Raw genomic sequence first — 18,663 nt, forward strand, 5'->3', positions numbered from 1 at the left:
TGACAAAGGAAGAATCTCATTTATAAACCAATAACATAAGATTCCAGAATGACATTTTGATACAGTTTCTTTTTATTCTCTTAAAACTTAAAGTTAAGTCTGGCGAAAACCTGTCTTCCGGCAAAACCCATCTGTACAGGATCAAAAATACCTCCGGCTTCTGTATTTCCGTCGGATACATGTGTGGTCTGTAAAGTAGGATATCTGTTGAACAGGTTTTTACTTCCTAAAGTCAGATTCAGATTCTTGCAGAATTCATAGCCGAAAGAAAGATCTGTGGTTACTTTTGGATTATAAACCTGTTCCGAGTCATCATAGCCAATCAGGGTTACTTTATCAAACCTTACCATCTGCAGGTTTACATTGAATTTGTTGAGTCTGTAATTAAGGTTTAAATTCACTTTTGTCTTCGGAGCAGAAGCAAGAATAAATGCTTTTTCTCTTGCGCTCAGGTAAATATCTTCTTTGCCTGCCAGCTGTTCTGAAGTATTTACTTTTGTGATTTCCATATCATTATAGTTTCCGGCTAGGGTAGCGATCAGTTTTCCTGAACCGATATTTTCAGTATAGCTTAAGATCACATCAACTCCTTTTGTTTTGGTATCAATGGCATTGGAAAAGAACTGTACCTGATCGATAAATGGATTTTCTGCCTGAACATCTGCCGGTAAGTCTGCTTGTGCAAAATATCCGGTAAGAACGATTCTGTCTTTAACACGAATGTAATAACCATCTACGGTGGCTGTGAACTTTCCGGTATTGAAAGTAAATCCGGCACTTCCATTCACAGAGGTTTCCTGTTTCAGCTGAGGAATTCCCAGACTGCTTGCAATTTTGCTGTCATTAGAGGCCAGTTGAATAGTGACCAATTGACCGCCCTGAAAATTGGTAAACTGCTGACTGTAGTATTTCTGAGCCAGAGAAGGAGCTCTGAATCCCGTAGAAACAGACCCACGGAAAGCAAACTGTGGCGTGATCGCATATCTTGTGGCAAACTTACCATTCAGAGTACTTCCGAAATCATTATAATTTTCAAACCTTCCGGCAATGCTTATCATCCAGTTTTTGGTAACATCCAATTCGGTATCTACATAAGCGGCAAAGTTGTTTCTGCTCTTGCCTGTGTCTGTAGAATAGCCAGGAAAACCTTGTGAACCGCCTGGCCTTACATTGCCACTTGAAGGATTCGTAACCAATAAGTTTTGAGGAGTGCTTGAAGTCACAAGATTTCCATTGATATCATACATGGCGTAAGAAGCCTCTTCTCCTTTGATGATATCAAATTTTTCATACCTGAATTCAGATCCGAAAGCAACGTTAAGCCCTTCCAGTACTTTGAACTGCTTCACAGCATTAAACCCGGTTGTATTCTGCAGCAGAGAATGTCCTCCTGCATTAAAGCTTGTAGGAGATTTGACTCCTAAAGTAGCATTAATAGTATTGTCTATCTGATAAGTGAATCTGTTGTTCCCAAAAGCATTATAAAAATCGACATCCCAGTCAGCAACTTTGAACTTTAATCCGTTGTCAAACGTGAAATCTGTAATGCTGGTATTTTCAATCGGGTTAAATCCTGTAGGGTAAACTTCCGGAATATTACCGTCTGCATCAGGGGTTCTGGTCCATGCATAAGCCTTCGTATTTCTATGCGAAAAACCCTGGCGGGAATAAAACTTCAGTCCATCAGATAACGGGACTTCAATATTTCCGAAAAAGTAAATGTTCTGAGCTTTTGCATCTCCGAAACGCTGTCTGGGAGAAGTATAAATATCCGGATTTGCATTTCGTATAGCATAATCTTTATTCACAAACTCTACGGTGAAATTTCCGAAACCGCCTTTTGATCCGATTTTAGTTCCTAAGTTTCCATTAAAATCAAAGGTGGTTCCATCCACTTTATGATCTGATACAACATCATTGTTCCCGGGGCTTTTGAAAAGATTCATACCTGTGAATAGATTTCCTTCAAAACCATTATTTCTGTCATTCAAAATAACATTGATAACTCCTGCGATAGCATCCGATCCGTATTGAGCTGATGCTCCGTCACGGAGAACTTCCACTCTTTTTATGGCGCCAATCGGGATGGTATTCATGTCATATCCCGTATTTCCTCTTCCTTTGGTTCCGAAAAGGTTAATCAGTGAAGATTGATGGTATCTTTTCCCATTTAGCAAAAGTAAGGTCTGGTCAGGACCAAGACCTCTTAAAGTAGCGGGATCTACAGCATCAGCACCGTCGGATCCTGATTGTTTATTGGAGTTGAAAGAAGGTGCAGAAAATTGTAAAAGCTGGTTGATTTCCACCTGCCCTGTTGACTGGCTTACCTGTTTAATGTCAATGATATCGATAGGAACGGGTGTGTTTACCACTGTTCTTTTCTTGTTTCGGCTTCCGGTAATGGCGACTTCGTCAATTTTTGATTCTTTCAAAGTATCTTTTACCTGCTGGGCATAAGAGAAGGCAGAAATTCCAAGGAAAATAATGCTGATGTATTTTATTTTCATATTAATAATTTTACGTGATGATTCAATCAAAATTATCAATATTTATTTTTAAATCAATACGAAAATAAAATATTTAGTATGAATATCTTAATTTCGTATCGATTTGTGATAAATTCGGAATAATAATCTATTATTTGAATTTAATTAAAATTTTTAATGTTAAAAGCTGGTAATGATTCTGTTAATTCCTTCTTCTAAAATTTCCTGGGAGGTAGAAAAGCAAATTCTGATATGTCCTTCCGCTCCTTTTCCGAACCATCTTTCTGATCCTGGAACAATGGCTACCTTCCCGTGAGTTAATACATGCTGGGCAAATTCGTCACTTGTCATTCCGTTTTTAATCTTTGGAAACAATACAAAAGTTGCCTCCGGGAGATTAGGGGTTACAATTTCTGAACGGTCTAATAATCTGAAAGCAAGATCTCTGTTGCTCTGCAAGTGATTCAAAAACTCTTTGTACCATGGTTTTGCTTTCTCCAGTGCTACACTTCCGGCAATCTGAGACAGCGTAGAAACCCCTTCTATGGTGGAATTGAAATTGGATTTTTCTGTGAAGTCTTCAAGGATATCCTGATCATTACAGAGTACAGCTCCAATTCTCAATCCTGCTATTCCGAATGATTTTGAAAATCCGTACACGGTAAAGCTCTTTCTCTTTGCCTTCTCTGAAACGGAAGAATACGTATGAAAGTCTTTATGATCATAAATAATATCACTCCAGATTTCATCACTCATCACCCAAAGATCATGAGCAGATGCAATTTCTGCTATTTTTTCCAATACTTCTTTAGAATAAACTTTTCCGAGCGGATTGTGAGGATTGCATATGCTGATAAGTTTAGTCCTGGGATTGATTAAAGAAACCAGTTTTTCAAAGTCAATTTCGCCTGTTGTAGTATCTACAGGGCAAAGCATTACTTTTCCACCTGCTGTTTCCACTGATTTTTTGAAAAGAAAATCAACAGGATCCAGAATAATGGCTTCATCTCCGGGATTGAGAACATAAGATGCAATAAGAAACATTCCCTGAGCAGCACTGTTGACAGCCAGAACATTTTCCGGTGAGAAACTTCCATGTTTTTCCAGGTTAAAATGATCTGCTACGCTTTTCTTAAACTCAGGAAGTCCGGAAAACGGGCCGTAGCTAAGGTAACCGTCTTTCAGGTATTCAATAATTCCCTGTTCTATTTCGGTGGCTGTTCTGAAGTCAGGGTCAGCTGCCGTAAGAGGAATGATTCCGTCTTCGAGCGTAGCCCATCTTCCGTTATATGCCTTTCTTTTCAGGGCTTCAAAGTTGATATCGTTATTGGTGAACATATTTATTTATAAGATATGGGTAAAATGTTTTTTGTCTGTTGGTGAAGAGGGAGTAAAAACTGCTTAAGCAGTGTCCTTCCATTACGGATGTGAAACTCAATTTCCGGCTTTCTTTCCGTTTCATATTTATTGAAAGCTGTTTCTGTATTTTCTTCTTCAACTAAATATTTCGTTAATGAGAAAGAGTCTTTCAAAGCAGAGGTAACTCCCTGGCTGGTAAATGGAATCAATGGATGTGCTGCATCCCCGATGAATACAACATTATTTTTGTAAAAAGGGTTTAACTCCTCCAGTTCATATACATTCCATAAATGTACATTGTTGTAGTGTGATTTCTGTATGATTTCCGGGACTAAAGGATGCCAGTTTTTAAAAACGTCAACCATATATTTCTTTAAGTTCTCTACAGAACATTCGTTGATCATATATTTCTGGTTGTCAAACTGGGAATACCAGAGAACGGTATCGTCAGAAAGTTTAAGAATCCCGAAAGTAAGACCTCCGTCTTCATGGTGAAACTTCATAAAATCATTTTCAACAGAATCTGCAATTTCTTTGTTCTGAATGATATTCACTACTTCACTTTCTCTTACCGTCCTCATGGTTTCATTTTTAAATAGACTCCTTCTGATTCGGCTTCTGGAGCCATCAGAGATAACAGCGATATCAGCATCAATATCAGTTCCATCAGATAGCTTCAGTTTTCCGCCCTGCTGCTCATCAGGAATGATGGTTTCTTCGTAGGTTATCTTTTCCGGAGCAATGTTTTGTGCCAAAAGATTGATCAGTGAGTGTCTTGAAATGGCAAAGACATTGTTCAGTTCTTTTTCTGCAAGAATTTTTCCGGTGTGGGAATATTGAATGTATTTTTTCAGGAAATTTCCATGTTGGAGAAGAAGCTCAGAATCAATGATCTGATAAAGATAGTCCATTCCTTCCTGTGGAATGAGAAAACCGTGACCTGCCAGATCTTCTTTTTTTCTCCTTTCATATATGTGGTAGTCGATCTTGTGCTTTTCCAAGTAATTCGCCATGCTCAAGCCGGAAATACCGGCACCCACGACAGCAATTTTCTTCATTTTCGGAATAAAGTGTTTTTCAGGTTGGTTTTTTAAGTATTTTTTTAATCACCCTCGGGTAAATACAAAATTAAAATTAAAAACCTTCACTATTTCAAAAAATAAATCAATTTAATTTTGATTTCATGAAAAATAAAATGAAAAACATAAGATATACTATATGATAAAAAAATATGACTAATTTATATTTGTTTATAAAAGGTGTTTGTTTTCAATATCTTAATGATTTTTAGTAGTTTAATCGATGGTTTGTATTGAGAACGTAAAGAACAAGATTGTTTTTAGCTTCACTAGCTTTGAGTTTTTGGGCATAAAAAAACCGGAAAAAATTCCGGTTGTATGATTAAGCTTTTTCAAGCTGAACAGTAAAGTGTCTTAAGATTTCCGGTTCCCACGTGATCTTGTATCCTTTTGCTATTTCTTGACGTCTTTCGTATACGTTTTTGATAGCAGCAGCGATATAATCCATATGGTTGTTGGTGTAAGTTCTTCTAGGAATTGCCAGACGTACCAGTTCTAACTTCGGATAACGGTTTTCTCTTGTATCAGGATCTCTGTCTGCCAGTAAAGTCCCGATTTCTACAGTTCTGATCCCTGCTTCCTTATAAATTTCCAGCCCTAATGTCTGAGCCGGATATTCTTCACGGGAAACATTCGGAAGGAAGTTCAAAGAATCGATGAATACAGCGTGTCCTCCGATAGGTTTCTGAACAGGAATTCCATATTCAATCAGTTTATTTCCAAGATATTCAACCTGAGAAATTCTGCTTTCAAGGTAAGCAAACTCTGTAGCTTCATCAAGACCTACGGCCAATGCTGCCATATCTCTTCCGGCCATTCCTCCATAAGTAATGAATCCTTCATAGATGATGGTGAAGTTAGAGGCCTTTCTGAAAACTTCTTCATTATTCAAAGCAATGAATCCTCCGATGTTCACTAAACCATCTTTTTTGGAACTCATTGTCATTCCGTCTCCGTAAGAAAAAATTTCTTTACAGATTTCCTTAATGCTTCTGTTTTCCTGTCCTGATTCTCTTTTTTTGATGAAGTACGCATTCTCTGCAAATCTTGCTGAATCAAAGAATACAGGAATTCCGTATTGGTCAGATAATGCTTTTACAGCTTTCATGTTTTCCAAAGAAACGGGCTGTCCTCCGGAAGAGTTGCAGGTAATGGTAATTAAACAGAAAGGAATATTTTCTTTTGGATGACTTTTATAAACTTCTTCCAGTTTTTCAAGGTTGATATTTCCTTTGAATGGGTGAAGATCATTAATATCAAAAGCTTCGTCTATCGTACAATCAATAGCATGTGCTTTTCTGATTTCGATATGTCCTTTTGTTGTGTCAAAATGCGAGTTTCCCGGAACTACATCACCTTCTTTTACCAATACTGAGAAAAGGACGTTTTCAGCAGCTCTTCCCTGGTGTGTTGGTAATAAATATTTGAATCCTGTGATTTTTTCAACGGTTTTCTGTAGCTGCTCAAAAGAACGGGATCCGGCATAGCTTTCGTCTCCGGTCATCAAAGCAGACCATTGTCTGTCGGACATTGCTCCCGTCCCTGAATCGGTAAGCAGGTCAATATAAACATGTGAAGATCTTAGGTTGAAAAGGTTATAATTAGCTTCTTTAAGCCATTGCTCTCTTTCTTCTCTGGTGGACTGATAGATTTCTTCCACCATTTTAATGCGGAAAGGTTCCGCGTACGGTAAATTCATGAGTTAAATTATGTTTTAAATTGTTTGTAAAGAAAATGTGCTTGAAAATAATTTTTCAAAATTCATCAATGTATAAATAAGTCGGAAAAAGGGATTATTCCGGAGCCTTAAATATATTTTCATCAGAATGGAATCCGGCTACACCGCCGCTTACTGCAAACTTCATGGCAGAAGCTGCTGTCATTCCCACTACAGGTTTGATGTTTTTTTCTTCAGTAACAATTACCCAGCCCGAGATGGCGTACGAGTGGGGAAGGTATACCGCAACGTAATTATGCTTGTCAACGTCCGACATTTCTTTTTGAGTTAAAAAGCCGATTCTCCAGATTTCCGGGTTCTCGTTGGTTTTTACCCATACAGGATCGTTGAATTTTTTCTTGTCGCCTACGAATGAAGACATGACGTCTTTCGTAGGAGTGTAAATGTGTTTTATCCCTGGAGTTTTCTCCAGTAAGCTGTCCATCGTATCGAAAAAGAATCTTCCGACCACGAATTTATTTCCCAAATATCCTAAAATAGCAGTAAAAAGAATGATAGATACGAATACAAGACCAGGAATCTGCTTGGCAAGAGACGGAACAAGATTGTCTATCGCACTTACAATATACCAGATTACAAAGATGGTAAGCCCGATAGGACCAATAATAACCAGTCCCTGGAAAAAGTTTTTCAGGAACATATTGGCGATATTTTCAAAGCTTGGCTTCTTCAAGGTGTATTCTTTACTATTCTTATTTTAACCGTGGATGGTTTCTTTATTTCCGTAGGATTTAATAATATTAGCTTCATATTCCAGCCATTCTTCCCAACGTTTGTTTACTTTTTCAGGATCTCCGAGCTGTCTTGCAAATCCGATGAAAGTAGTATAATGATTGGCTTCAGAAATCATCAGTTCTTTGTAGAAAACTTTAAGCTCTTCGTCTTTGATGTTTTCCGTAAGAACTTTGAACCTTTCACAGCTTCTGGCTTCAATCATAGCCGCAAAAAGCATTTTGTCTACGATGAGGTCTTCTCTGCTGCCCTGTACAATAAATTTTGCCAGTTCATTCACATAATCATCTTTTCTTGCTCTTCCAAAGGTAAAACCTCTTTTTTTAATGATTTCATGTACCTGATTGAAGTGATCCAGTTCCTCTTGTGCAATGGCAAGAAGTTCAGTCACAATCTCAGGATATTCCGGAAGCATCGTGATCAGGCCTATAGCATTGGTAGCTGCTTTTTGCTCGCACCAGGCATGATCCGTTAAAATTTCTCCAATGTTTCCTTCTGCAATATTTGCCCACCTTGGATCGGTAGGGAGTTTCAACTTAAACATGTTGTAAAATTTTTGTAAATTTAAGCAAATTGAAGTAAGAAATGTGACTTTATTTCAATTTGATCTTTAAAGTCCTAAGATGCGGTCTTTTTTCTTAAGAATTCCAGAATATTCCACCCTGAAGCATCTACTTTTTTCAATCCTGCAGAAATAATGAAAGCTAAAATGATATTAATCCCATAAATTATGATCATCAAAAGCCACCATGGCATATTTTCTTTTAATGGGACTACCAGAAAATAAACGAGTGAAGAGCTGATTCCCTGTGCAAAATAGAAGAAAATAGCATTTTTCCCGATGTAGGTGATGAAATTTTCTTTTGTGATTTTCAGTCGGTTGTAAAGAACAAATAAGGTTGTGAGAGAGAATAATGCCCAGATGATGTAAGGAACTTTTGGTGGAAATTTATTTTTATTGATTTTATAGAAGATGTCTCCTCCATAGTACCAGAACATCCATATAAGTGCTGCACCTACAAGTCCGTATAATACAGGTATTGCTTTAGTAGGAATCTTTTTTCCGCGCATTGTGTGGCCGATTAAAAATACAGCGAGATAAAATGCAACGTATCCAACTTGTCCCGTTGGATAATACTCCGGGAAGATGTTGAATAATAAGGTTAAGATGATGCAGAGTCCGATGAACCAATTGATATGTTTTGGGAAAAATCTTAGGATGAGCACTCCGAAAACGGTAAGTACATAATAGACTTTTAAATACCAGAAACTTCCCATTACTACCGGAAAAGTATCAGCATTGGTGTATTGATGAAGATACCAGTTTCCCAGGTTTTCCCATTGAGGATATATTGAAACACTGGTTGCGGAATATTTTGAACCAAATGTTGAATAAAAACTTTGGAGCCATTCCATGGAAAAGAAAGTCAGTCCAAAGACTTTAAAGAAGTAATCTAAAAAGAACAGGAAAGTCACAAAAATCATATAGGTAATCTGGAGTTTCAGAAGACGGTATAATGTTTTTTCTATATTGGCGCCGGAAGTGATGCCGCTCAGTGCATAAAAGAGTGCCACATCAAAAACCAGAGATAAAACTCTTACTTCTGCCGGAATGTAAAACTGTCCGGACCAGAAAGCGGTATGGATAAATATGATGGAAAGTGTTGCCAGTCCTTTGGCGAAATCAATATAGAGATCTCTGTTCATTATAGGTGGGTTGGAAGTTCTTTTCTTATAGGTTCAAAAATACAAACAAATTGATTGTTTAAAACATAAAAGATTTTTTTAAACAAAAAAAGGGGCGGAACATACTGCCCGCCTCCTTTCTTAAATATGCTAAAAATGAATGTTCTCGTTTATTGGAGATGTTTAAATTCTTCTGCAGAGATTTCTCCCGACTGAATTTTTCTCAGCTCGTCTATATATTGACTCATGTATGCGTCAATTTCAGGATTTACTGTATTTTTGCCCATCTTATAGGTTCCGTTTAAAACTCCCTGATAGTAATAGAAGAAATTGTAGTCGAAATCGGATGCACTAAAATTATACTGTCCTAAAAGAAATCCTAAACGGACTGCAGATCTTCTTTGAGCAGGGGTCCCGTGATGGTTTACGTTGTTTGTCTGATAGTCACCGATACTTTGAGCAAATTCATAAGCTGCTGCAATTTCTGCAAAGCTGGTTTTGTTGTATCCGTTTGGTCTTCTCAGATAATATCCTGCAAAACCATCTGCTTCAAGCTCATTCGGTCTGTAGGTTGATTCTGATACCGAAGGAAGGTTGAAGATGTACTGTAACTGATGTCCGTATTCATGAGCAAGGATCATCGCATTTACAATGTCGCCACCCTTTGATTTTGCATCATAATAGATAGCATAACCGTAATAAATTCTTCCATTACCATAAGATATGGCGTTGTAGGTAGAATTAAAATTAGTAGGGTCATTTACAAATCGTAAAAGAGGATTGCTTCTACCCCACATGCTTGCAATTTTAGTCATTTGCGCATTCATAAAATTGGTGTCTGTGGAGTTTTGAAGTCCTGTCAGTAAAACTGAGTTAGTACTCCAGTTGTTGTCTACATAAGAACAGATTTTTTCAAGATCCCCAGGCTGATCAATTTTTGCACTTAGTGCTTCTTGCTGAGGTTGAACATTGTTGTCCATTTGGTCATCACTACATGCTGTTAATGAAGTAACAGCAATGGCACCTGCTAGAAAGCAGAGATTAAAGTTTCTTTTCATATATAATATCAATTTGGTAAGGCGAATTTATGAAATTATCTCTTAATTGTGAGTATTTTAATGAAAAAAATTATTCAAAATAGTGTGAGTAGAATAATAACTAAAAAAACATTACTTTGATTGTAAGCTATTTAGAAATTTATATGTATATTTGCACCTCGAAATAACTAAAAATTTATAAACAATGTTTGCAATTGTAGAAATAGCAGGGCTTCAATACAAAGTTGAGCAAGACCAGAAGTTGTTTGTAAACCGTTTAAAAGGAGACAAAGGAGGAAAAGTTTCTTTCGATAAAGTTCTTCTTACTGTAAACGGTGCAATCACTGTAGGCGCCCCAGCTGTAAACGGAATCACTGTAGAAGCAGAGATCCTTGACCACGTTAAAGCTGATAAAGTAATCGTTTTCAAAAAGAAAAGAAGAAAAGGTTACAAAGTGAAAAACGGTCACAGACAATCTTTAACTCAAATCGTAATCACTGGTATTACTGGTTTTGAAGGTGGAGCTAAAAAAGCTGCTGCTAAAAAAGAAACTGTGAAAGGTGAAGTTCTTTCAGACAACGCAACTGTTAACTTTGGTGAAGATCACGAGTTGAACTACCACCTAAAGAAAAACAACTTGTCTCAGTCTAAAGAGAACAGAGAAACTTTAATTACTTTAGGTAAAGCAGTTAAAGTTGAATTAGAAAAGAATATTCTTACTCATGAAGAAGTAGATGCTGCTATCATCAAGAATATCGATCAATTTAAAGCACTTAATAAATAATCCAGTAATAAAATGGCACACAAGAAAGGAGTCGGTAGTTCCAAGAACGGTAGAGAGTCTCACTCTAAAAGATTAGGTGTGAAGATTTTCGGAGGACAAGAAGCTATTGCCGGAAATATTATTGTTAGACAAAGAGGTACTCAGCACCACCCAGGTGATAACGTGGGAATCGGTAAAGATCACACTTTGTTTGCATTAGTAGATGGTAAAGTAGTTTTCAGAAAGAAAGCAAACAACAGATCTTTCGTATCTGTAGAGCCAAACGCATAATTTAAGCGTTTTATAAAAATTAAAACCTCAGTTTTTACTGAGGTTTTTTTATTTACTAGCTGTCAGTATATTCATTTATTCGTGAAATATTTTATATTTGTTAACGGTCCAGTTCTGAGTCAGTTGCGAAAGCCGAAAAGCATAAAGAGTAGGCAATATTAAAACAAAATATCTATGAAAAATGTTAGAAAATTAACGAGAAAGAATTTAAGAGAAATAACTGGCGGTGTGGCGGCAGAATGTCCTTCCATGTTTCAATCGTGTGATGAATGGTGCAGATGGTCTCCATGGCAGAAAGCACATTGCATGCTTTCCCAGCCATGTACAGAATGTTTTGAATAATATCAGAAAGTATAAACCGTATTTTCTTTAAGGTAACAATAGGGCTGAACACTTAATAGTGTTCAGCTTTTGTAATTATTAAAAAACGTTAAATCATATCTCTTTAATGTGAAATATTGATATATTTGTGTGTAATCAATAAAAAAATATTGCAGAAGCCGAAAAGCAAAGAGAGTAGGCGACAAATAAAACTAAACAATCATGAATAATTTACGAAAATTAACCAAAAGCAGGCTGAGAACTATTAACGGAGGAGAAGTATGGTGTCCGGCAAAACCTATTACATCATGCAGTGTATGGTGCGGACTTACAAAGGAACAGAAAATGCGCTGCCTGCTTGATGTAGAAGGCTGTGAGTGCTTTTAAACTTTTGTTTTAATACCTGATACTATTAGAATAAAAACATTTTCGGCGGCTTCAAAGAAGCCGCCGAAAATGTTTTATTTAATGTGCTATCTAAAATCCTACCTGGAATCCTGCTTTAACACCGAATTTTGAGATATCCGGTCTGTCCAGATAATTTCCTCTCCAGTTGAAGTCTACTCTGAAAATTCTAAGATTTCCGATTCCTATATTTTCAATCCCGAATCCATACTCATAATAGATGTGTTCGCTTGGTGCAGAATATTTAAAACCTTCTACATTGATTGCTTTGGAAGCATCGCTAAGTGTTCCATATGCCCCTCTGATAAATGCAACTTCTCTTAATTTCAGCTTTTTAATCAAAGGGATATAAGAAAGGATCTTACCGTTAAAATGATGTTCTAATTGAAGAGTGGTATACGCATCCGTCACAAACTCATAATAGTTAAGCTGAGAGAATGTATTCGGAACCAGACCATAGGAAAGGTTGGCCGGAATAATATTCTGTAATGCCAAAGGAACTGTATTAAAGTTCTTTCCGGCTTCGAAATTAACCACTAATTTTCCCATACTTCCAATTAAAAATGGCTTGTACAGCATAAACTGGAGTTTGTCATAATTAAAATCAGCATTGAATAAACCTTCAATACCTCGTGTATATCTTAAAACAATAGTTGGAGCTAAGTTTCTGGCCTGGTAACGGTCAATACCGGTTTGAGAGAACTTGGCGCCAGGTTTTGCTATTAAACTGATGGTAACGTGCGAGTCATTAACGGTTTGTCTCAAATGCCCGTCTTTATAATACATCAGATTGAATTTCTCAGGAATAGCTGATTTAATACTCTGCATTACTCCATCTACTCTGATCTGGAAGTTCTTCCAGGGTTCAATAGCAGCAAAAAAACTTGTTTTATTTACAGAGCTTAAGGAAATGTTTTCTCCTCTTGCGAAAAAGGTACTGGTAGACGAAGATTGCGGCGTAACACCATCACCTGATGTAAGCTGCCCGCCAAGCTGTACAATATCTCTGCTGGTTCCGGCTCCAATCATAAAGCGGTTAAGCTTATTGAACATATATCTTGCTTCTACGCCATATTTAAACTGTTGATCTTTGAACCCATATGCTGTGTAAAACTGCGCTCTCCAGGTATCATTCAATCCGAAATAGGTTCTTGCTCCTAATCTTATTCTGTCTCCTTCTACTTCATTTCTTCCGTAAATTGAGAAAATAGGACCAATATCAATCCCTTTGAAGGCATTATAATAACGTGAACCAAGCGTTTCAAACAGCTTTACCATTCGGTTGAATTTCGGAGTCTGCTGAAGCTGATCAAGCATGTTATAAACGCCCTGTTCTGCTTTTGATAAAGTGTCAGGTCTCGCTTTAGTCCAGTATGCCTCATCCTTATTGGTGAATTTGTCTTCGTATTCTTCTTCAGTACGTTTGAATACTTTAGGGTCAAGAGGCTTGTTGAACTGATAATCGGAATAATCTACAGATCTTTTGGCGATGATACTTTTAGCACCTTTCTTTTTTGAGAAAGGACTCATTTCAAATTCGGTGACCAGTTTTTTAGGAAGAAACGTAGCGTCATCAGGATTGTCGTATTCTACCTGAGTATACACACTGTTGACAAAGTTGACGTTGATCTTCTGTGTTGACTTCAATGTTGCTCCTAAAACAGCATAAGTATCGGTATCAATATAAAGGTTTCCCTGAAATGCAAGGACATCTTTTCTCTTCGGCTGGTATCTTATCTGGAAGGCTTTCTCCCCACGAATCGTAATGGTGTCCATAAGGCTATAATCATACGTACTGAAACCATCACTTCCGACAGGGCTCTGGAATCCGATATCGAAATAATTCAGAGTATTGTCGTAGATATTGATATCACGGTATAAGTTTTTAGCAGAAACTGTAATCACCTGATTGTCCTGAAAACCTGAAGTCTTCTGTGCTACTAATGTTCTTTTGCTGTCCTTTTCCGGTTTGTTTTTACCATAATTTTCGTAAACGGCTTCATTCAGAAAAATAGGAAGTCCAAGTCTTCCGCTTGCTGTGGAATCTGCATAGTCGAAAATGAAATCCAGTTTGTTGAAAATCTTTTTCTTCATGAATGCACTGTCAAGATTGTTCAGGTCAAACTGCGTTTTTTCATACTCTTTATAAGAATAGGTGTCGAATTTTTCCAGTCCGTTATTTCTTTTTTGTGCCCATACCTTCTGCATAATTGCATAGGCCGGATTTTCTTTCTTGCTTTTGTATTTTGTTTTTCCGCTTTGAAGAACAATTTCCTGAATGTCGCTCACTTTAGCCTGCGAAAGCTGTACGAAAATATTGTCAGCATTTTCGGGAGTGATATCGAAGGTTTCTGTAGTATAATTTTTTCTGGAAAATCTTAACTGATGGATGATGCTATCAGACTCAATGATGAAGCTGCCTGAAGTTGTCGTCAGGGAAGGTGTTTTACTGTCGTTGATAAAGATATCAACTTTATTGAGTTCTTTACTGTTCTTTTCGTCAACCACCTTACCGCTGGCTTTGTTTTGAGCACATACGGAACCGGCGAGAATCAGAAAGAAAAATAAAAGATAGTGTTTTTGGGAGTTATTGTTTAACATCATTCGTTTCTTCAGGCATTTAGCATAAACAAAAAGCATGCAGTTTATTTAAAAAATAGGTAAAAAAATAAAATATTTTTATTCTATCCTATAAAACGACAAAAGTAGCGAAAATTATATATGTATGGGTTAAAAATTACTCGGGAAGTTTTAATGCTTAAAATATAATAATCAGGGGATTAAAAGAAGATGAAACTGATCCGTTTTAAGAGTGATTTTGGTATTTTTTTGAGGAACGAATAAAATGAAAAAAAGACTTACATTTCTGTAAGTCTTTTTGCTCCTCCTGCTGGGCTCGAACCAGCGACCCTCTGATTAACAGTCAGATGCTCTAACCAACTGAGCTAAGGAGGAATTTCCTTTGTTTTAAGTGGTGCAAATATAATAGGAATATCCGTACCAAGCAAGTTTTTGTTCCTGAATATTGAACGAAAAAAGCTATTGGTTTATTTTTCAATAAATTAAATTTTAAATATTTTTCTGTGATGGAAGAGGTTATTCAGAATGTTATAGATTTTACGCTGTAAGCAATAGATTTTTAGGCCTGGTTTTATAAAAAGAAACAAAAAAGACCTACAGCAATGTAAGTCTTCTTATTTTTTATGGTTCTGAAATTTTTATTTCTTTAAATCTTTAAGAATTTCCTGAACAGCTCTTTCCAGTTGTGGATCATTGTTCTGAAGACGGTCCATAAAGGTGTTTTTTACATAAATATCAGGTTTTACACCTGTTTTTTCAAGGTTCTGTCCGTCTAATGTGTAAGTTCCCCATGAAGGAAGTCTGTAAGAAGAGCCGTCTACCAACCCTTTTGCTGAAGTGAAAATAATCCATCGATAAGTATCCTGACCGATAATTTTACCCAGCTTTAGAGCTTTGAACCCGGCTGCTGTCATTTCGGCATCACTTAATGAAGCTTCATTAATCAGAAGAACAATAGGTTTTCCGGAAGGTGCAAAATTTGGTTGTGTTGTTATTTTTCCTTCACGGTATTTCCATTGCAGATAAGGTCTCTGAGAAAGGAAATTCAATACTTTGTCATGAACGTTTCCACCGGTGTTGTAGCGTAAATCAAGAATAACAGCGTCTTTTCTGTTCTCCTGTTCTACCATATCCAGAAGGAATCGGTCCAGCTCATCCGTAGACATGTTTTTCATACAAGAGTAGGCAATACGGTTGTTGCTAAGCTTGTCTACACGCTGATGATTGTTATAGATCCAATCATCGTAAAGTAATCCTTTTAATTCCCCGTTAGAAATCGGATGTACTTTGGTGGTTACAGTTTTACCATCACGGTTGAAGGTAAGAATAAGTTCATCCTGTTTTTTAGGGCTTGTGAAATACGTTTCGATATTTTCGTTTAGATCAATCTTCTTTCCGTTTACAGTAGTCAGTTGATCACCAGGTTTGATGTCAACTCCTGAACGGTAAGCAGGAGATTTTCTCAGAATGCTTTCTACCGTATAAGGCTGATCTTTTTTGAAGATAATTCCTGTTTCGTTAGTGAAATAATTCAGAAATACGGTTTCCTCCTTTCCGGTAGAAGAAAATCCGGTGTGTGAAGAATTAAGCTCACCCAGAAGATCATTCAATAAAATCCGCAGATCATTTCTGTTATTTACATATGGAAGGTACTTTGCATACTGTTCCTTTTTAGCTTTCCAGTCGATCCCATGGAATTTTTCGTCGTAGAAGTTTTCCTCCACACCCGTCCATGCTTCAGCATACATCTGCGTAAATTCTGAGGCCAGATCTTTATCGAAACTATACTGGATATTGATTTTTTCGGGCTTTAATGCGGCAACGGTTGTTTTGTAGATATTACCTTCAATCAGAGCAAATAGGTTTTTCTCATTTTTGGTTAAATAATAAGCTGCTTTATCAAACACTTTTTCAGATTTGGCAGGCTCAAAATCGGTAAACACCTTTTTGTACAGTTGTCTTTTTCCGTTATCCTGATTAGAATTAAATAATAGAATCTCTTTTTTATCATCAGCGAAAACGGCCGGATCATCCTGATATCCATATCGGTCGGTAACCAGCTCAATTCTGTCCAGAGTATCTTCAGGATTTACTTTCAGCTCTTTGATTACCGGTTCTTTTTCTTCTTTTTTCTCTTTGTCCTCTTTGTTCTTGTCTTCTCCTTTTTTGTCCTTCTTATCTTTATCCTTCTCTTTATCCGAAGACTTTGCTTCCTTCTTTTCTTCAATGAAAAGACTGTCAAATTTTTCAGATTTATAAGGCTCATCAAACCAATCCAGAGCCATGCGGTAAATGTTAGATTTCTGCATGCCTAAAGGGTAAGACGGATTGGTTCTGTCGCTGGCAAAATAAATATATTTTCCATTGGAAGACCATACAGGATCTTCCTCTGAAACTCCAGTGTTGGTAAGGTTTAAAGTCTGTGCTTTTTTGATATTATAGATGAAAATATCCAGCTCAAAGTTCCTTTTGGCAGAGAACAAAACATATTCATTGTTTGGCGAGAAAGAAGGTCTTGAGTTTTGGAATGCCCAGATTTCATCTTTTACAATGGTAGTGGATTTGAAACTTTTTAAATCCAATAATCTTACTTCATCTCTCCCGCTTAAGTAAACGGCTTTTGAAAGGTCGCTGTTCAGGGTGATGCTGCGGTTATTTCGTAAATCTTCGGTTAATTGCTTTGGCTGTCCTTTTCCGTCTGCCTGAATCGTAAACCAGTTTTGATAGCCGTTATAAGTCTGGTTGTAAAGTAAAGTACGGTTGTCTTTCAGCCATTTTACTTCCATAGCACGCTCTTTACCGTCAGAAACCTGCTGGGCAAACTTTCCTTCAATATCAGAAACGAATATAATACCACGGCTTATGAACGCCATTTTTTTACCGTCCGGAGATACATCATAATAGGAAATATTATTTTCCACATTAAAATTCTGAGCTTTTTCCAGGGTTTTATTGGTATTCAGACTGATGTTGATCGGGCTAGTTTTTTTTGAGGCTACATCATAAGTATAAAGCTGATAATCCTTCTCAAAAATAACTTTGGATCCGTCTGCTGAGACAAAAGGTTTTTTAATAGAAGTATCAAATTGCGTTAAAGCAGTTTTTTTACCATTTTCGATTTTATAAAGATTGTATTCTCCATTGTTCTCATCAGAAATAAAATAGATAATACCATTTTTATCTACACTTGGGTTGAAGTCTTTTCCTTCGTAGTTCGTGTATTGTTTGAAAGAATTACTTTTTGGATTATATCCAAGAATGTCAGGATTGTTTTCTCCTTTATAACGTTTACGTTGTACCTGGTGGGCACTTTCAGATGAGCTTGTGAAAAGATATTCTCCTGCAGGAGTTTCCACAAGTCCATTGGTATAATTAAAGTAATTATTGAAAAGTTTTTCTGGAGTTTTTCCTTCAATTGTCGTTTTAAAACTTCCGAAATTATTATTTCTGGTAGAAGTAAAATAAATCGTTTTACTGTCCCATGCCCAGCTTTCCATTTCGTCTCTTCCGGTATGGAAAGTCAGCTGCTTGATGGTTCCGCCTCCTGCGGGCATTACATACACATCATAATTGCCATATTGGTTAGAACTGAATGCAAGCCATTTCCCATCCGGAGAAAGGCGGGGATTGATTTCTTCCCCATCCAGTGCGGTAATTCTTGAAGCATTTCCTCCATTGGAATCTGCTTTCCATATATCACCATCAAAAGCGAAGTAAGCTGTCTTTCCATCAGGGCTTAACGAGGGACTTGATAAAAAATAAGACTTTTCCTGTGCTGAAATCCCTATAATAGAAAATGCTGTGAATAGCGAAATAATAGTTTTCTTCATGGTACAATTAGGTATTTATACAATACGATATATTGAATTTATTATTCTTTGTTATTGTAGAGAAGTAGTTGTATTCTGAGAATTTTCTCAATATAAATTACTCTAAAAAAGAATAGTCGGAGTATTGGCGAAATAGTTACAGGTAAAATGCTTTAAATGCTTATAAAATTCAATGAAATAGATCAATATTTCATGAAAACGGAAGGTAATTTTAAAATATCGATCTTTTTTAGGTATTAATCTTAATTATGGTAAAAACGCAAAGATTATATTCATTTATCTTATTGTTAAGAAAGCTAAGATGCCGACAATGTCGCTGATGAAGCTAAGCGGTTATGCGTACGCATCGAAAGAAT

At 36.8% G+C, this 18,663-nt stretch carries 14 protein-coding genes and 1 tRNA gene; 4 read left to right on the top strand and 11 right to left on the bottom strand.

The genetic code is table 11. From position 1 onward, the window contains the following. Window positions 1–80 precede the first annotated feature (80 nt). The 8 genes from DDF69_RS18315 to DDF69_RS18350 form a co-directional block, all read right to left on the bottom strand. The gene (locus DDF69_RS18315) at window positions 81–2,507 is read right to left on the bottom strand and encodes a TonB-dependent receptor plug domain-containing protein (protein ID WP_114822045.1); all 2,427 of its coding nucleotides are present in this window, start codon (window positions 2,505–2,507) and stop codon (window positions 81–83) included. Between the two features lie 159 nt (window positions 2,508–2,666). Then, window positions 2,667–3,824 (bottom strand): pyridoxal phosphate-dependent aminotransferase, encoded by a 1,158-nt coding sequence (locus DDF69_RS18320; protein WP_114822046.1) that lies wholly within the window; start codon window positions 3,822–3,824, stop codon window positions 2,667–2,669. A 2-nt stretch (window positions 3,825–3,826) separates the two neighbouring features. Beyond that, window positions 3,827–4,903: an FAD-dependent monooxygenase gene (locus DDF69_RS18325; RefSeq protein ID WP_114822047.1), complete on the bottom strand. Its 1,077-nt coding sequence runs from the start codon at window positions 4,901–4,903 to the stop codon at window positions 3,827–3,829. Between the two features lie 343 nt (window positions 4,904–5,246). Continuing rightward, a complete protein-coding gene (locus DDF69_RS18330; protein WP_114822048.1) occupies window positions 5,247–6,623 on the bottom strand; it encodes a tryptophanase in 1,377 nt (458 codons plus the stop codon). A gap of 94 nt (window positions 6,624–6,717) precedes the next feature. Further along, entirely contained in the window at window positions 6,718–7,335 is a 618-nt protein-coding gene (locus DDF69_RS18335) for a DUF502 domain-containing protein (protein ID WP_114822049.1), read from the bottom strand. A 24-nt stretch (window positions 7,336–7,359) separates the two neighbouring features. Next, window positions 7,360–7,938, bottom strand: coding sequence for a tRNA-(ms[2]io[6]A)-hydroxylase (locus DDF69_RS18340; protein WP_062676098.1), 579 nt, complete (start codon window positions 7,936–7,938; stop codon window positions 7,360–7,362). A gap of 74 nt (window positions 7,939–8,012) precedes the next feature. After that, window positions 8,013–9,101: an acyltransferase family protein gene (locus DDF69_RS18345; protein ID WP_114822050.1), complete on the bottom strand. Its 1,089-nt coding sequence runs from the start codon at window positions 9,099–9,101 to the stop codon at window positions 8,013–8,015. A 149-nt stretch (window positions 9,102–9,250) separates the two neighbouring features. Next, window positions 9,251–10,138 (bottom strand): metalloprotease, encoded by an 888-nt coding sequence (locus tag DDF69_RS18350; RefSeq protein WP_114822051.1) that lies wholly within the window; start codon window positions 10,136–10,138, stop codon window positions 9,251–9,253. 184 nt (window positions 10,139–10,322) lie between these two features. Here DDF69_RS18350 and rplU point away from each other — a divergent pair, with 184 nt between their 5' ends. The 4 genes from rplU to DDF69_RS22140 all read left to right on the top strand — a co-directional run bounded on the left by rplU (window position 10,323) and on the right by DDF69_RS22140 (window position 11,879). Next, window positions 10,323–10,901 (top strand): 50S ribosomal protein L21, encoded by a 579-nt coding sequence (gene rplU / locus DDF69_RS18355; RefSeq protein ID WP_076597840.1) that lies wholly within the window; start codon window positions 10,323–10,325, stop codon window positions 10,899–10,901. 12 nt (window positions 10,902–10,913) lie between these two features. Next, window positions 10,914–11,171, top strand: a complete 258-nt coding sequence (gene rpmA / locus DDF69_RS18360; protein WP_002984034.1) for a 50S ribosomal protein L27 — start codon at window positions 10,914–10,916, stop codon at window positions 11,169–11,171. 174 nt (window positions 11,172–11,345) lie between these two features. Beyond that, window positions 11,346–11,513 carry a bacteriocin-like protein gene (locus DDF69_RS22135; RefSeq protein ID WP_162800963.1) on the top strand — a complete coding sequence of 56 codons (168 nt, stop codon included), beginning with the start codon at window positions 11,346–11,348 and terminating at the stop codon, window positions 11,511–11,513. A 201-nt stretch (window positions 11,514–11,714) separates the two neighbouring features. Continuing rightward, a complete protein-coding gene (locus DDF69_RS22140) occupies window positions 11,715–11,879 on the top strand; it encodes a hypothetical protein (protein WP_162800964.1) in 165 nt (54 codons plus the stop codon). Between the two features lie 90 nt (window positions 11,880–11,969). Here the strand turns inward: DDF69_RS22140 and DDF69_RS18365 are convergent, their stop codons facing one another. The 3 genes from DDF69_RS18365 to DDF69_RS18375 form a co-directional block, all read right to left on the bottom strand. Continuing rightward, window positions 11,970–14,501 carry a DUF5686 family protein gene (locus DDF69_RS18365; RefSeq protein WP_228412042.1) on the bottom strand — a complete coding sequence of 844 codons (2,532 nt, stop codon included), beginning with the start codon at window positions 14,499–14,501 and terminating at the stop codon, window positions 11,970–11,972. A 277-nt stretch (window positions 14,502–14,778) separates the two neighbouring features. Then, window positions 14,779–14,852 (bottom strand) — tRNA-Asn (locus DDF69_RS18370). Between the two features lie 263 nt (window positions 14,853–15,115). Further along, window positions 15,116–18,307, bottom strand: coding sequence for a S41 family peptidase (locus tag DDF69_RS18375; protein ID WP_114822052.1), 3,192 nt, complete (start codon window positions 18,305–18,307; stop codon window positions 15,116–15,118). Window positions 18,308–18,663 lie beyond the last annotated feature (356 nt).

This window comes from Chryseobacterium sp. KLBC 52 (genome assembly GCF_003347605.1).
GTDB lineage: Bacteria > Bacteroidota > Bacteroidia > Flavobacteriales > Weeksellaceae > Chryseobacterium.

Coding starts and splice junctions, on each gene's coding strand:
- DDF69_RS18315 (WP_114822045.1), bottom strand. CDS start 2,507: ATGAAAATAAAATACATCAGCATTATTTTCCTTGGAATTTCTGCCTTC.
- DDF69_RS18320 (WP_114822046.1), bottom strand. CDS start 3,824: ATGTTCACCAATAACGATATCAACTTTGAAGCCCTGAAAAGAAAGGCA.
- DDF69_RS18325 (WP_114822047.1), bottom strand. CDS start 4,903: ATGAAGAAAATTGCTGTCGTGGGTGCCGGTATTTCCGGCTTGAGCATG.
- DDF69_RS18330 (WP_114822048.1), bottom strand. CDS start 6,623: ATGAATTTACCGTACGCGGAACCTTTCCGCATTAAAATGGTGGAAGAA.
- DDF69_RS18340 (WP_062676098.1), bottom strand. CDS start 7,938: ATGTTTAAGTTGAAACTCCCTACCGATCCAAGGTGGGCAAATATTGCA.
- DDF69_RS18345 (WP_114822050.1), bottom strand. CDS start 9,101: ATGAACAGAGATCTCTATATTGATTTCGCCAAAGGACTGGCAACACTT.
- DDF69_RS18350 (WP_114822051.1), bottom strand. CDS start 10,138: ATGAAAAGAAACTTTAATCTCTGCTTTCTAGCAGGTGCCATTGCTGTT.
- rplU (WP_076597840.1), top strand. CDS start 10,323: ATGTTTGCAATTGTAGAAATAGCAGGGCTTCAATACAAAGTTGAGCAA.
- rpmA (WP_002984034.1), top strand. CDS start 10,914: ATGGCACACAAGAAAGGAGTCGGTAGTTCCAAGAACGGTAGAGAGTCT.
- DDF69_RS22135 (WP_162800963.1), top strand. CDS start 11,346: ATGAAAAATGTTAGAAAATTAACGAGAAAGAATTTAAGAGAAATAACT.
- DDF69_RS22140 (WP_162800964.1), top strand. CDS start 11,715: ATGAATAATTTACGAAAATTAACCAAAAGCAGGCTGAGAACTATTAAC.
- DDF69_RS18365 (WP_228412042.1), bottom strand. CDS start 14,501: ATGATGTTAAACAATAACTCCCAAAAACACTATCTTTTATTTTTCTTT.
- DDF69_RS18375 (WP_114822052.1), bottom strand. CDS start 18,307: ATGAAGAAAACTATTATTTCGCTATTCACAGCATTTTCTATTATAGGG.